Genomic DNA, 12654 nt, shown 5'->3' with positions numbered 1-12654 from the left:
CGTCCTGCGATGATTCGTGATTTCGGGCCGAGATTCATGCTCCATAGCGTGCCCGACATCGCGATTGGTTGAGGACGATTCATGGAAGGCGCGCAGCGTGCGCTGGAGCGCGCGGGGGGACGGCGCGACGGCTCGCGCAACCTGAAACAGCTCCGCCGACTGGCGACGTATCTCCGCCCCTATCGTGGCCTGGTGGCGGGAACCATTGCGGCCCTGACCATTGCCGCGCTCGCGGTGCTGTCGATCGGCGAAGGGCTGCGCCACATCGTCGATGGCGGCTTCGTGGCCGGCGAGGCCGATGCCCTGGATCACGCGCTGGAGGCGGTGGCGATCGTTGTCGTCGTCCTGGCGCTTGCGACGTTTTTTCGCTCCTACCTCGTCACCCGGCTGGGCGAGCGGGTGGTGGCCGATCTGCGCAAGGACGTGTTCGGCCATGTCGTGCGCCTCTCTCCCGGGTTCTTCGAGCAGACCCGTACCGGCGAGGTGATCTCGCGGATCACCACCGACACCGCCGTGATCCAGACGGTGATCGGCGCCTCGGTGACCCAGGCGCTGCGCAACATCCTGCTGCTGGCGGGCGGCCTGACCATCCTGCTTATCACCAGCCCGCGGCTGACCGGGTTCGTGCTCCTGGTCGTCCCGCTCGTGATCGTCCCGATCGTCTTGATCGGGCGCAAGGTGCGCGTCCTGTCGCGGAGCCTGCAGGACCGGGTCGCCGATTTGGGCGTGCGCGTCGAGGAGACCCTGAACGGCGTCCGGACGGTGCAAGGCTTCGGCCAGGAGGCCCGTGAGGCGGAGCGCTTCGCCGAGGATGCCGAGGCCACCTATCGGACCGCCGTCCGCTATGCCAAGGCCCGCTCGGTGCTGAGCGCCGTGGTGATCGCCCTGGTGTTCGGCGCGATCGGCGTGGTGCTCTGGATCGGCGGCTATGACGTGCTGCAGGGCAGGATCTCCGGCGGCGAGCTGTCGGCCTTCGTGTTCTATGCCGCCATTGTCGCAAGCGCCGTCGGCGGCCTGGCCGATGTGATGGGCGATCTGCAGCGTGCCGCCGGCGCCACCCAGCGCCTGTTCGAACTGCTGGACACCCGTCCGGTCGTGGTGGCGCCAGCGCAGCCGCGCCCGATCGGGACGACCCGCGGGGCCGTCCGCTTCGAGCATGTCGGCTTCGCCTATCCCGCCATCCCCGACCGGCCCGTCCTGAACGCCTTCGACCTGGAGGTGGCGCCGGGCGAACGGGTGGCGCTGGTCGGGCCGTCCGGGGCCGGCAAGACCAGCGTGCTGCAACTCCTCTTGCGCTTCTATGACCCGACGAGCGGACGGATCCTGATCGACGGGATCCCGCTCTACGAACTCGACCCGGTGGCGCATCGCACCCGGCTGGCCTGGGTGCCGCAGGAGCCCATGATCTTCTCCGGCACGGCCTTGGCCAATATCCGCTATGGCCGGCCGGATGCGAGCGAGGAGGAGGTGCGTGCGGCAGCCGAGGCGGCAGCGGCGCTGGGCTTCATCGAGGCCCTGCCCCAGGGCTTCGACACCTATCTCGGCGAGAAGGGGGTCCGGCTGTCCGGTGGCCAGCGCCAGCGCATCGCCATCGCGCGCGCCCTGCTCGCCGACCCGCGTATCCTGCTGCTGGACGAGGCCACGTCCGCCCTGGACGCCGAGAACGAGCGCCTAGTGCAGACCGCGCTGGAAAGGCTGATGGAAGGGCGCACCACGCTGGTGATCGCCCATCGTCTGGCGACCGTGCTGGCCGCCGACCGGATCGTGGTCATGGACCACGGCCGCGTCGTCGAGGTGGGGCGGCATGAGGAATTGCTGCGCAAGGGCGGCCTGTACGGCCGCCTGGCCGCCCTGCAGTTCACCGACGGCGCCAGTTCCCTCCCGGTCGCCTGAACCCGGCCGGCGGCTTCCCGGGATGCTCCGGGCGACCGCCGGGCGCGTGATCGGTCAGCGGGACGACAAGGTGATCTCGATCCGGCGGTTCTGGGCGTTCGCCTCCGCATCGGTGCCCTGAACCGCGGGTCGCGAGGCGCCAAAGCCGGCCGGGACGATCCGTTCGGCCGGCAACCCGGCATCGATCAGGAACCTTGCCACCGCCGCGGCGCGGGCCGTGGAAAGCTGCAGGTTGTCGCGCCAGGCGCTGCCGGGCCGCATCGGCATGGCGTCGGTATGGCCGTCGACCCGCAGCATCCACGAGGCCATCGGCGGCATCTCGTCGATCACGCGCGCCATCCGGGTGGCGAAGCTCGTCAGCGCGTCCTTGCCGGCGTCGGTAAGTTCGGCACTGCCGGAATCGAACAGGACGCCGGCCGGCAGGCGGATCCGGCCGCCATCGAGCAGGGTCTGGTTCTCGGTCCCGTCGATGCTGGACAGGACGATGCCACGGCTGGCGTTGTCCTCGGCGGTGCGTTGCCGGATGCCCTCCTCCAGCTCCTTGGGCGTGGGAACCGCTTTGGTCAGGCTGTCGGCCAGCTGGGCCTGGACCAGGGCGATCGCCTGCGAGCCGCGCGCTTCGTTGCCCAGGGCCTCGACCTGCGTGGACAGCTCCTCGATCCTGGCCTGCAGCCGATCCCGCTCCTGCTGCAGCCGTTCGCGCTCGGCCTCCAGATCGGCGCGCGCGGCCGCCTCCTTGCGGACGGCGCCGCGCAGCTCCTGATCGCGCCGGTCACCGGCCTGGACCTGCTTCTCCAGCTCGTCGATCCGGGCGGTACGCTGTTCCAGCTCCGCCTGCAGCGACGACTGGGCGGCTTCCAGGGCCTGGATCTCGGTGCGGGTCTCGGCCAGCTCCGCTTCCAGCGATGCGACTCGGGTGGCGGCCTCTCCCAGGCTGGCCACCTGGGCATCGGCCGCATCCAGCCGGGTCTGCATCTGGTCGCGCGCCTGCCGCAGCTGTTCCAGCTCGGCCCGCGCATCGTCGAGCTGGGCGCCTGCTTCCTGGGCCTGCTGCAGGCCGGCCTGCAGCTCCTGGGCCTTCTGCTGGGCGCTCCTCAGCTCGGTTTCGAGCTGGCCCGACGCCGTCGCGGCCTCGGCAGCCTCTGCCTCCAGCCTCATCACCTGGTCGGTCGTCTCGTCGAGCTGCCGCTGCATGTCGGCACGGATCTTCTGCAGGGCAGCAACCTCGTCCTGCGCGCCTGCGAGTGCCGCCTTCGCCTCGGTGGACTCCCGGGACGCCTGCTCCAGCGCCGTCACCTGACTGGCCTGCGCCTGGAGCTGGTCCTGCAGCTGCGCGTTCTGCTGCTGCAGGGTGCGCGCCTGGGCCCGGGCCTCCTCCAGGGCTGCCGCCGTCTCGGCGGCCTGCACCGCACCCTGCTCCAGTTCGGCCACCCGGCGGTTGGCGGCATCGAGCCGCTCCTGCGTCTCGGTGGCGCGCTCTTCGAGTGCTGTCGCCTGAGCACGAACATCCGTCAGAGCCGCTTCGGCCTCGGTCAGGCGGGCCGCCGCCTGCTCCAGTTCGCCGATCCGGGTACGCCCGCTCGCGACCTGGTCTTCCAGCGAGGCAACCTGCTCCTGGAGCGAGCCGGCCTGGGAGCGCGCTTCGGCCAGTGCAGCCTCGGTCTGCCGCGCCTCCTGGGCCGCCCGCTCGAGCTCGTCGAGCCGGGCCTGGCGATCGGCTGCCTCGGCCTGCAGCCCGTCGATCTGCTCGCGCATGGCGACGACGTCGTTCCGCGCTTCCTTCAGCGCGGCGTCGGCTTCCTCCGCCACGCGGGCGGCCTCCTGCAGTTCGCTGATGCGCGCAGCATCGGCATCGGCCCTGGCCTGCACCGAGCTGAGCTGATCCTGCAGCGACGCCGCCCGGTCCTGCGCCTCCTTCAGGGCGGTCGAAGCGGCTTCGCCCTGCTCGGCCGTCCGCTCCAGCTGGGCGATCCGCGCGGCATCGTCGGCGGCCTGCGCCTGCAGCGCCTGGAGGCGTTCCTGCAGGGAAGCCGCGTTGGCCTGGGCCTCCTCCAGGGCCTGCGAATCGGTGACGGCGGGCGGCTGGGCCGCCGGTTCCAGCTCGGCGAGCCGGGCATTGGCCTGCTCCAGCTGCTCCTGGAGCTCCCTGCCCTGCGCCTCCAGGGACTGGGCCTGGGTGCGTGCCTGTTCAAGCTCTGCCTGGGCGTCCTCGGCGGCGGCGAGAGAGGCTTCCGTTTCGCTCAGGCGCCGGGCGCTGGCAGCGGCCTGCTCGCGCAGATCGGCCGCCTGCGCCCGAAGGGCATCGGCCTCTGCATTGGCTTCCTCCAGCGCCGCATTGGCCTCGGCGAGCCTGGCTGCCGTGGTCTCCAGCTCCTGCACCCGGGCGGTGCCGGCCTCCAGCCGCGCCTGCAGATCCGCCGACTGCCCCTGGAGCGTGGCGATCTGGGCACGCGCGTCGGCCAGCGCCTGCTCCCGCTCCGCCGCCGAACGCTCGGCGGCGTCTTCCAGCGCGAAGCTCCTGTCGTCGGCCTCATCGAGCCTGGCCTGCATGTCCGAGCGGATCTTCTGCAGCGCCGCGATTTCGGTGGCAGCGGCGGCGAGGCGCTCCTCGGTCTGGCTCAGGCGCTGGCTGAGCTCCGCGGCATTGGCCGCGGCGGCGCGCGCTTCGTCACGCTCCCGGATCGCCTGGTCCCGCGCCTGGGTCAGGTCGGCCACCGAGGCCATGGCGCGGCTGTTCTCTTCCCGGGCCCGCTCGCCCTCGGCGGTCAGCTCCGCGATCTGCTGGTCCAGCCCGGCGACCCGCTGCTCGGTCGCCGCCGCAGCTGCGGTCGCCTGCTCCAGCTGGCCCGCGAGTTCGTCCCGCTCCGCAGTCAGCTGGCGGACCTGCTCGCTGGCCGCATCCAGCTTGGCGGCGAGTTCGGCCAGCTTGCCGGCCGCCGATGCGTTGGCGGCCTCGATGGCGGCCCGCGCCTCGTCCCGTTCGGTGCCGACCTGGTCGACGGATTGCTGGAGCTCGGCCAGGCGCACGCCTGCCTTGGCGAGCTGCGCTTCCAGGCCGCTCTTCGCCTGCTGCTCCGCGTTCAGGGCCTGGGTGAGCGAGACAACGGATTCGCGCGCCGATTCGACCTCCACGCGCCCATATCCCCAATACCCCAGGGCAACCAGGACCGGCACGGCGACCAGGGCGGAGGTGCGCAGGAGCTTCTTGCGCTCCCACGCTCCGAAATTGCGCTCGAGATCGGCAAGGCGGCGTTCCTGGGTCATCTGCTCTTGGTCTCGTTGTCTGGCGCGGCGACCGCCGGTCAGCCGTGGGTCTTGCGAATGATGCCGGAGAGGCGGTCGATGTCGGCGGGCGTGGTATCGGGGGCCTTGATCATCGACCTCCACACGCCGCGCAGGTTCTCGAGCTCGGCGGCACGATCGCGGCGATCCAGCATTTCCCTGATCGGGAAGACGGCCGTGGCGGCGATGAACAGGCCGAGCCAGAAGGTGCCCGAGCGCCAGCCGACCGCAGCGGTCAGGCCGTAGCCGGCGACCAGCAGCCCGAGCAGCGCCAGCACCAAGGCGCATTTGGCCCAAAAGCCTTGTGATTCGCGGTGGCGCTCGACCATGCCGACGAAATCCGGCTCACGCTCCACCTTCGAGGCCGTTCGCGAAGAAGCTGCCATCCAGCCGATTTCCCCCCGGGTGCCCGCCCCGGTGTTCGAGCAACCGGGGACAGGGCACGAGTAGCACGCCCATTCTGCGGCGTCGCACGCTCCGCGCAAGCTGCGACCGGACGCCTGCTCAGAAATTGGTAAGCTGGAGTTCGATGCGGCGGTTGCGGCGGTAGGCTTCCTCGCTCTCGCCCGGGTCGATCGGACGGAACTCGGCGAATCCGGCGGCGGCGACGCGATCGGCCGGCAGGCCGTTCGCCACGAGGAAGCGGGCGACGTTGATGGCGCGCGCCGTGGAAAGCTCCCAGTTCGACGGGAAGGTCGGGGTGCTGATCGGGCGCTTGTCGGTGTGGCCATCCACCCGGAGGATCCAGGGCAGGTCCTCGGGGATCTCGTCGATGATGCCCTCCAGGGTCTCGGCGAAGGCGGCCAGCTGATCCTCGCCCTCCGGCTTGAGGGTGGCGCTGCCGCTGTCGAACAGCACTTCCGACTGGAAGACGAACCGGTCGCCGACGATCTGCACGCCCTGGCGCTCACCAAGGATCCCGCGCAACCGGCCGAAGAAGTCGGAGCGGAACTGTGACAGCTCCAGCACCTTGTCGGCCAGCGCCAGGTTCAGCTTGCGGCCCAGATCCGCGATCGACTCGGCCTGGTCATCGATCTCCTGCTGCTTGACCTCCAGGGCCTCGCCGAGCAGGGCGAGCTGGCCGCCAAGCTCGCTGATCTGCTGGTTGAGCAGGGCCACCTGTGCCAGCGCCTCGTCCCGCGAGGTGGAAACCGCGCCCTTCTCGTCCTGCAGCCGGTCCCGGGTCGCTTCGAGCGCGGCGATCTGCTGCTGCAGCTCGGCAAGCTGCCCCACCTGCAGTTCCACGGTGGCGCGATCGGCACGGATCTGCTCGCGCGCCAAAGCAAGAGCCTCTTCCAGCTCGGCGCGGGTCCGGTTCTCCTGCTCCAGGGAGCCGCGGGTGTCCTCGAGATTGCGGGAGAGGGTCGCAGTCTGCGCCAGCACGCTGGCCAGCCGGTCCGAGAGGGAGGTGCGGCTCTCCTCGCTGCTCTGCAGCTGCGCCTGCAGGTCGTCGCGCTCGGTGGTGAGCCCGCGCAGGTCGGCATCGAGGCGGCGCAGGTTGCGCCGGAGCTCGTCGGCCTCGTCCTGGGAGAGCTCGAGCTGGCTCGCCATGTCCGCGACCTGGACCTGCAGCCGGTCCATCTGCTCGGTCCGGCCGGCCAGGAGGCGGCTCATGAAGAACTGGCCCAGCACGAACACCACCAGGAGGAAGGTGATGCCCATGAGCAGAGTGGACAGCGCGTCCACGAAGCCCGGCCAGATGTCGTCCTGTTCGCCGCGCTCGCGGCGTGAACGTGCCACGGTCGCTCAGTCCCTGGCCATGTCCGGCTCGCCGGCCGCCACCGCGATCACCCGGCTCACCATCTTGATCTCGTTGCGCAGCTCGCGCGTGGTGTCCTCGCGGCCCCGGCGCAGCTCGTCGATCAGCCGGGCGAGCTGCAGGTCGAGGTTGCGGACATGGCTGCGGGTCTGCTCGTCGAGCGGCGAGCGGGTCGGGTCGCTCGCCCGTGCGAAGGTTTGCACCAGGCTGTCCTGCGCCTCGAACAGCTTCACCAGCATGCGCTGCTGGCCGGACAGATGGTCGTTCAGCACGCCCAGCTGCTCGCCCAGGTCGTTGATCCCGCGCGCCAGCTTGCTGCGGTCTTCCTCGCCATGGGTGAGAACCCGCTGCATCTGCTCCAGGTTCTCGGCGGTCTGCTGGAGCAGCGCCTGGACATAGGCCGGCAGCGGCGCGGAGGTGGCCAGCTCCGACAGGCGGGAGGACCCGCTCACCGGGGCGGGGACGGTATCTGCGCCGAACAGCTGGGCCTGGCTGGAGAGCCACTCCTCCAGCTCGTTGTAGAAGACGTTCTGCGCCCGGGTCGCCTGCAGGTCGATGAAGCGCAGGACCAGCGAGCCGGCCAGGCCGAACAGCGAGGCGGAGAAGGCGGTGCCCATGCCGGCCAGGGGGGCGGTCAGGCCCGCCTTCAGGTCCTCGAAGATCTGGACGAGCTCGCCGCCGCCGATCGAGAGGCCGTTGATGACCTCGCCGATCGAGCCCATCGTCAGGATCAGGCCCCAGAAGGTGCCGAGCAGGCCCAAAAAGATCGGCAGGCCGGAAAGATAGCGCGAAATCTCGCGGCTTTCCTCCAGCCGGTTGTCGATGCTGTCCAGGAGATAGCGCATCGACACGGCCGAGAGCGACGAGCGGTTCTTCTTGCTGCTCTGGGCCAGCACCGTCGCCAGGGGCGACAGCAGGGTCGGCGGGTCCTGGACCGAGAAGCCGGGCGAGGCGGTCCGATAGGCCTCCAGCCACTCTATCTCGGGGCGGAGCTGCAGGATCCGGCGGAACGTGTAGGCGATGCCGGTCAGCACCACGAGCAGGATCAGGCCGTTGATCGCGAGATTGTGGCTGAACGCATCGAGAACGACCCGGTACAGCACGCCGACAACGATCAGGACGACGATCAGGAACAGGATCGTCCGGGTCAGGTAGCGCTGCGGGGTGGACATCGGCGGGATCTGGCTCGTGCGACGTTCGGTACCGCCACGACCCTAGCGGAGTGCGGCACGGGCGACACGTCGAAATCGCCGGGCGAGCGACCTACCATACAGCTTCGCGTACGGGTTGTGGACGATTGGGCACGCGTCGGTCGTGCCGTCAGGAATCCGCACGAACCAGGACATTGCGGCCGGGCGCGGCGTCCAGCACGGCCAGCGGACCAGCCGCCGGGTCGCGCGCGGCGACCTGGCCATCCTCGAACGGCCGCAGCCATTCGCGCCAGTGCGGCCACCAGGAGCCGGAATGGCCGGACGCGGCGGCAAGCCATGCCTCGGGATCGTCGGTGTCGGTCTCGCCGGTATGGAAGCCGTATTTGGCCGAGCCGGCAGGATTGACCACCCCGGCGATATGCCCGGAACCGCCCAGGACGAAGTGGACCGGCCCGCCGAAGCGGCGGCTGCCGGCATAGGTGCTCTTCCAGGGCGCGATATGGTCGTCGCGGGTACTCAGGAAGAAGACCGGCAACTCGATCCTGCCGAGATCGAGCGGCGTGCCCAGCAGGGTGAGTGCGCCAGGCTCGACCAGACGGTTCTTCAGGTACATCTCGCGCAGGTAGAACGCATGCATCATCATCGGCATCCTCGTGCCGTCGGCGTTCCAGTGCAGGAGGTCGAAGGCGGCCGGCTCGCGCCCCATCAGGTAGTTGTTGACCGCGAACCCCCAGATCAGGTCGTTCGCCCGCAGCATGGCGAACACCCGGGCCATGTAGCTGGCTTCCAGGTAGCCCTTGCGCTCCATGTGCCGCTCGAGGCGCTCGACCTGATCGTCGTCGATGAAGACGCCGACCTCGCCGGGATCCGCAAAGTCGGTCAGGCAGGTGAACAGGGTGGCGGCGCGGATGCGCTCAGTCTGGCCGGCCGCCGCCAGATGGGCGAGCAGGCAGGCGGTCAGGGTCCCGCCCAGGCAGTAGCCGATGATGTTGACCGCAGGCTCGCCGGTCTGCTCCCGGATCGCGTCCATGGCGGCAAGCGGGCCTTCGCGCAGATAGTCCTCGAAGGACTTACCCGCCAGGCTGGCGTCGGGGTTGACCCAGGAGATCAGGAACACGGTCTGGCCCTGCTCCACCGCCCAGCGGATGAAGCTGTTCCTGGGCTTCAGGTCGAGGATGTAGAACTTGTTGATCCACGGCGGCACGATCAGGAGCGGCGTCCTGGCGACCTCTGGTGTCGAAGGCGCGTACTGGATCAGCTCGATCAGGTCGTTGCGGAAGACCACCGAGCCTGGGGTGGTGGCGATGTCCTCGCCCAGCCGGAAGGCCTGGTGCGGGGTCATGGCCGGCATGAACTCGCCACGCCCGCGCTCCATGTCGTCCAGCAGGTGCTCCAGGCCGTCGAGCAGGCTTTCCCCACCCGTCTCCGCGGCCAGGGCCAGGGCTACCGGGTTGGTCAACGCGAAATTGGTGGGCGCGCAGGCGTCGATCATCTGCCGGGTATAGAATTCCACCTTGGCGCGGGTCTTCGGATCCAGATCGGTGACGTCCGCCACGACCTCCTTTAGCCATCGCGCGTTCACGAGATAGGACTGCTTGAGCCAGTCATAGGCAGGTGACTGCGTCCAGGCCTCGTCCTTGAAGCGGCGATCGTGCGGTTCGGGCTCGGCCACGGCGATGGTCGGCCCGCCGAACAGCTTCATGAACTGGGCGTTCCACAACCGCCCGTGGTCCAGCCACAGCCGCATCTGCGCCTGCGCCAGCCGCTCCGGGTCCTTGAGAAGGGCCTTGCCGAGCTCGCCGAATGCCTGGCTCATCACCTCCGGATCGGGGATCGTGAACCGGTCGGTGGGGTCGCGTTCGAGCATCGACTTGAGGACCCGGGCTGCCCGTTCGGACAGCAGAGTGGCGCGCTGGGCGCGGCGATCCAGGATGACGTCGTTAGGTCGATCGGCTGCAAGGTCCAACCCGGTCCTCCTTCGAGGTCACGATACAAGAGAGATGGCGCCGCAACGGCCGATCGCCAGCCGCAGCTGGACGTGAAAGAGGCCGCCGGAAGATCCGGCGGCCTCTTCGCGAGACGCGAACGGGGAAGGGCTCAGTGCACCGCTTCGCCGTGCAGCGCCAGATCGAGGCCCTCGCGCTCGACATCCTTGTCGACCCGCAGGCCGATCACCAGGTCGATCACCTTCAGGATCACAAAGGAGAGGATCCCGCAGTAGACGACGGTGATCAGCACGCTCTTGATCTGGATCCAGAGCTGTGCCGGGTTGCCCTCGAGCAGGCCGGGGGTGCCGCCGATGGCTTCCAGGGCGAACACGCCCGTGAGCATCGCGCCGACGATGCCGCCGACGCCATGGACGCCGAAGCAGTCCAGGCTGTCGTCATAGCCCAGCATATGCTTGAGGCTGGTGGAGGCCCAGAAGCAGACCAGGCCGGAGATCAGGCCGATCACCAGGGCGCCTGCCGGGCCAACAAAGCCGGCGGCGGGGGTGATGGCGACCAGGCCGCCGACGACGCCGGAGATCAGGCCCAGGACCGACGGCTTGTCCTTCACTGCCCACTCCGCGAACATCCACGCCAGTCCTGCGGCGGCAGGCGCGATCAGCGTGACCAGCATCGCCATGCCGGCCCGGCCGTTGGCGGCCAGCGCCGAGCCGGCGTTGAAGCCGAACCAGCCCACCCAGAGCAGGCCCGCGCCGATGACGCTGAGCACCAGGTTGTGCGGCGGCAGCGGCGTGGTCGGATAGCCCATGCGCTTGCCCAGCACGATCGCCGCCACCAGCCCGGCGATGCCGGCGTTGATGTGCACGACCGTGCCGCCGGCGAAGTCCAGCACCCCATCGCCGAACATGTAGCCGTTGGCGGCCCACACCATGTGGCAGACCGGCGCGTAGACGATCACCGACCAGAGACCGAAGAACCACAGCATGGCCGAGAACTTCATGCGGTCGGCAAAGGCGCCCGCAATCAGGGCCGGCGTGATGATGAAGAAGGTCATCTGGAAGGCGACGAACACCGATTCCGGGATGGTCCCGGACATGGTCTCCAGGTCCACGCCCGCCAGGAAGGCGCGGGAGAAGTCACCAAAGAAGGCATTGCCTTCGCCAAAGGCGATCGAATAGCCCACGATCATCCAGATGAGGCCGAGCAGGCAGGTGGCGGCGAAAGTCTGCATCACCGTGGCCAGCACGTTCATCTTGCGGACCATGCCGCCATAGAACAGGGCCAGGCCGGGGATGACCATCAGCAGCACGAGGGCGGTGGAGATCAGCATCCATGCCGTATCGCCACTGTCGATCGCGGCGACCGTCTCGGCGGCTTCCGTGATGGCGTCGGCCGCCGGCGCTGTCTCCTGGGCGAGCGCCGGCAGGCTCGCCAGGAACATGGCCGGCAGGGATGTGAGGAAGGCAGATCGGCGGCTCATCGATGATCCTCTATCGCGACGCCGCGTCGCCAGGGTAGGGGCCAAGCGGCGCGTCCACTTTTCTGTGTTTCAGGCCTGGATACGGGAACGCATCGCCGTACCGACACCCGAGCCACCACTGGACTTTCAAGAACCGTGCCGAAGTTGCCGACGTCGCTTCCGGAAGCGGCGTTTCCGCTTGTTGCCTAATTTTTAGTCGGGAAGGCAGGGGGTATGTGACCCTGCTGCCTGTAAAATAGTCAATGGTTCATGCGGCCAGGGTGATTGCCGCCAGCATGATCAGCCCCACCACGATCCGGTACCAGCCGAACACGCGGAACGTGTTGCGTGCCAGGAAGGCCAGCAGCGCTTTGACCACCAGGGCCGCGCTCACGAAGGCGCAGACGAACCCCACCGCGATCATGCCGGCATCGTCGAAGGTGATGACGTCGCGCTGCTTCCAGAGGTCATAGGAAGCTGCCGCCAGCATGGTCGGCATCGCCAGGAAGAAGCTGAACTCCGCAGCGGCGCGCCGATCCACCCCCATCACCAGGGCGCCCATGATGGTGGCGCCCGAGCGCGAGACGCCGGGGACCATCGCCAGGGCCTGGCAGAAGCCGATCAGAAGCGCGCGCAGGGGCGTCATCGCCTCGGCGCGATGGATCTCGCTCGGCGGATGGAACCGCTCGATCAGCAGGATGAGGATTCCGCCAAGGATCAGCATGATCGGCACGATGATCACATGGCTGAACAGGCTCTTGATCAGGCCGTGCAGCGCCAGCCCGATCACCGCGGCCGGCAGGAAGGCCAGGATGATCGCCAGGGTGAAGCGCCGGGCTTCGGCGGAATGGGGGAGGTTGCGCGCGACCGCCCAGAGCCGGGTCACGTAGAGGCTGAGGACCGCCAGGATCGCTCCGAACTGGATCGGCACCACGAACAGGTCGACGAACCGCTCGTCGACGCCGAGGAGCCAGCCGGAAAGCAGCAAGTGTCCCGTGGAAGAGACCGGGAGGAACTCGGTCAGGCCTTCGACGATGCCCAAGAGCGCAGCCTGAAAGAGCGAGAGATCGCTTTCCATCACCAACCTGTTCCGTAGGATTTGCTCGCGTGGCGGAGCCGTCGGGCGTGCCAGCGGCGCCCGGATAGGCAACTTCCTCTAGAGTT

At 69.0% G+C, this 12654-nt stretch carries 8 protein-coding genes; 1 reads left to right on the top strand and 7 read right to left on the bottom strand.

What is annotated here, in order from left to right; all coding sequences use genetic code 11:
* The first annotated feature begins 81 nt into the window (after positions 1 to 81).
* On the top strand, positions 82 to 1893 hold the full coding sequence (locus GEMRO_RS27610; RefSeq protein ID WP_051328694.1) for an ABC transporter transmembrane domain-containing protein: 1812 nt from the start codon (positions 82 to 84) through the stop codon (positions 1891 to 1893).
* Between the two features lie 54 nt (positions 1894 to 1947).
* Here GEMRO_RS27610 and GEMRO_RS35625 read toward each other — a convergent pair whose 3' ends face one another.
* The 7 genes from GEMRO_RS35625 to GEMRO_RS0104765 form a co-directional block, all read right to left on the bottom strand.
* A complete protein-coding gene (locus tag GEMRO_RS35625) occupies positions 1948 to 5157 on the bottom strand; it encodes an OmpA family protein (RefSeq protein ID WP_051328693.1) in 3210 nt (1069 codons plus the stop codon).
* Positions 5158 to 5195: 38 nt separating this feature from the next.
* Positions 5196 to 5561 carry a hypothetical protein gene (locus tag GEMRO_RS0104790; RefSeq protein ID WP_157505455.1) on the bottom strand — a complete coding sequence of 122 codons (366 nt, stop codon included), beginning with the start codon at positions 5559 to 5561 and terminating at the stop codon, positions 5196 to 5198.
* Between the two features lie 118 nt (positions 5562 to 5679).
* Positions 5680 to 6915 (bottom strand): peptidoglycan -binding protein, encoded by a 1236-nt coding sequence (locus tag GEMRO_RS0104785; RefSeq protein WP_027133103.1) that lies wholly within the window; start codon positions 6913 to 6915, stop codon positions 5680 to 5682.
* Positions 6916 to 6921: 6 nt separating this feature from the next.
* Positions 6922 to 8106 carry a MotA/TolQ/ExbB proton channel family protein gene (locus tag GEMRO_RS0104780; protein WP_027133102.1) on the bottom strand — a complete coding sequence of 395 codons (1185 nt, stop codon included), beginning with the start codon at positions 8104 to 8106 and terminating at the stop codon, positions 6922 to 6924.
* Positions 8107 to 8254: 148 nt separating this feature from the next.
* Positions 8255 to 10051: a class I poly(R)-hydroxyalkanoic acid synthase gene (phaC, locus tag GEMRO_RS0104775; protein ID WP_051328692.1), complete on the bottom strand. Its 1797-nt coding sequence runs from the start codon at positions 10049 to 10051 to the stop codon at positions 8255 to 8257.
* 131 nt (positions 10052 to 10182) lie between these two features.
* Complete coding sequence (locus GEMRO_RS0104770; protein ID WP_027133100.1) at positions 10183 to 11511, bottom strand: ammonium transporter; 1329 nt, start codon at positions 11509 to 11511, stop codon at positions 10183 to 10185.
* A gap of 247 nt (positions 11512 to 11758) precedes the next feature.
* On the bottom strand, positions 11759 to 12568 hold the full coding sequence (locus tag GEMRO_RS0104765) for an undecaprenyl-diphosphate phosphatase (RefSeq protein ID WP_027133099.1): 810 nt from the start codon (positions 12566 to 12568) through the stop codon (positions 11759 to 11761).
* Between the last annotated feature and the right edge of the window lie 86 nt (positions 12569 to 12654).

The organism is Geminicoccus roseus DSM 18922 (assembly GCF_000427665.1).
GTDB lineage: Bacteria > Pseudomonadota > Alphaproteobacteria > Geminicoccales > Geminicoccaceae > Geminicoccus > Geminicoccus roseus.
The sequence above is the reverse complement of the archived record's forward strand: the minus strand, read 5'-3'. Positions and strand labels throughout refer to the sequence as shown.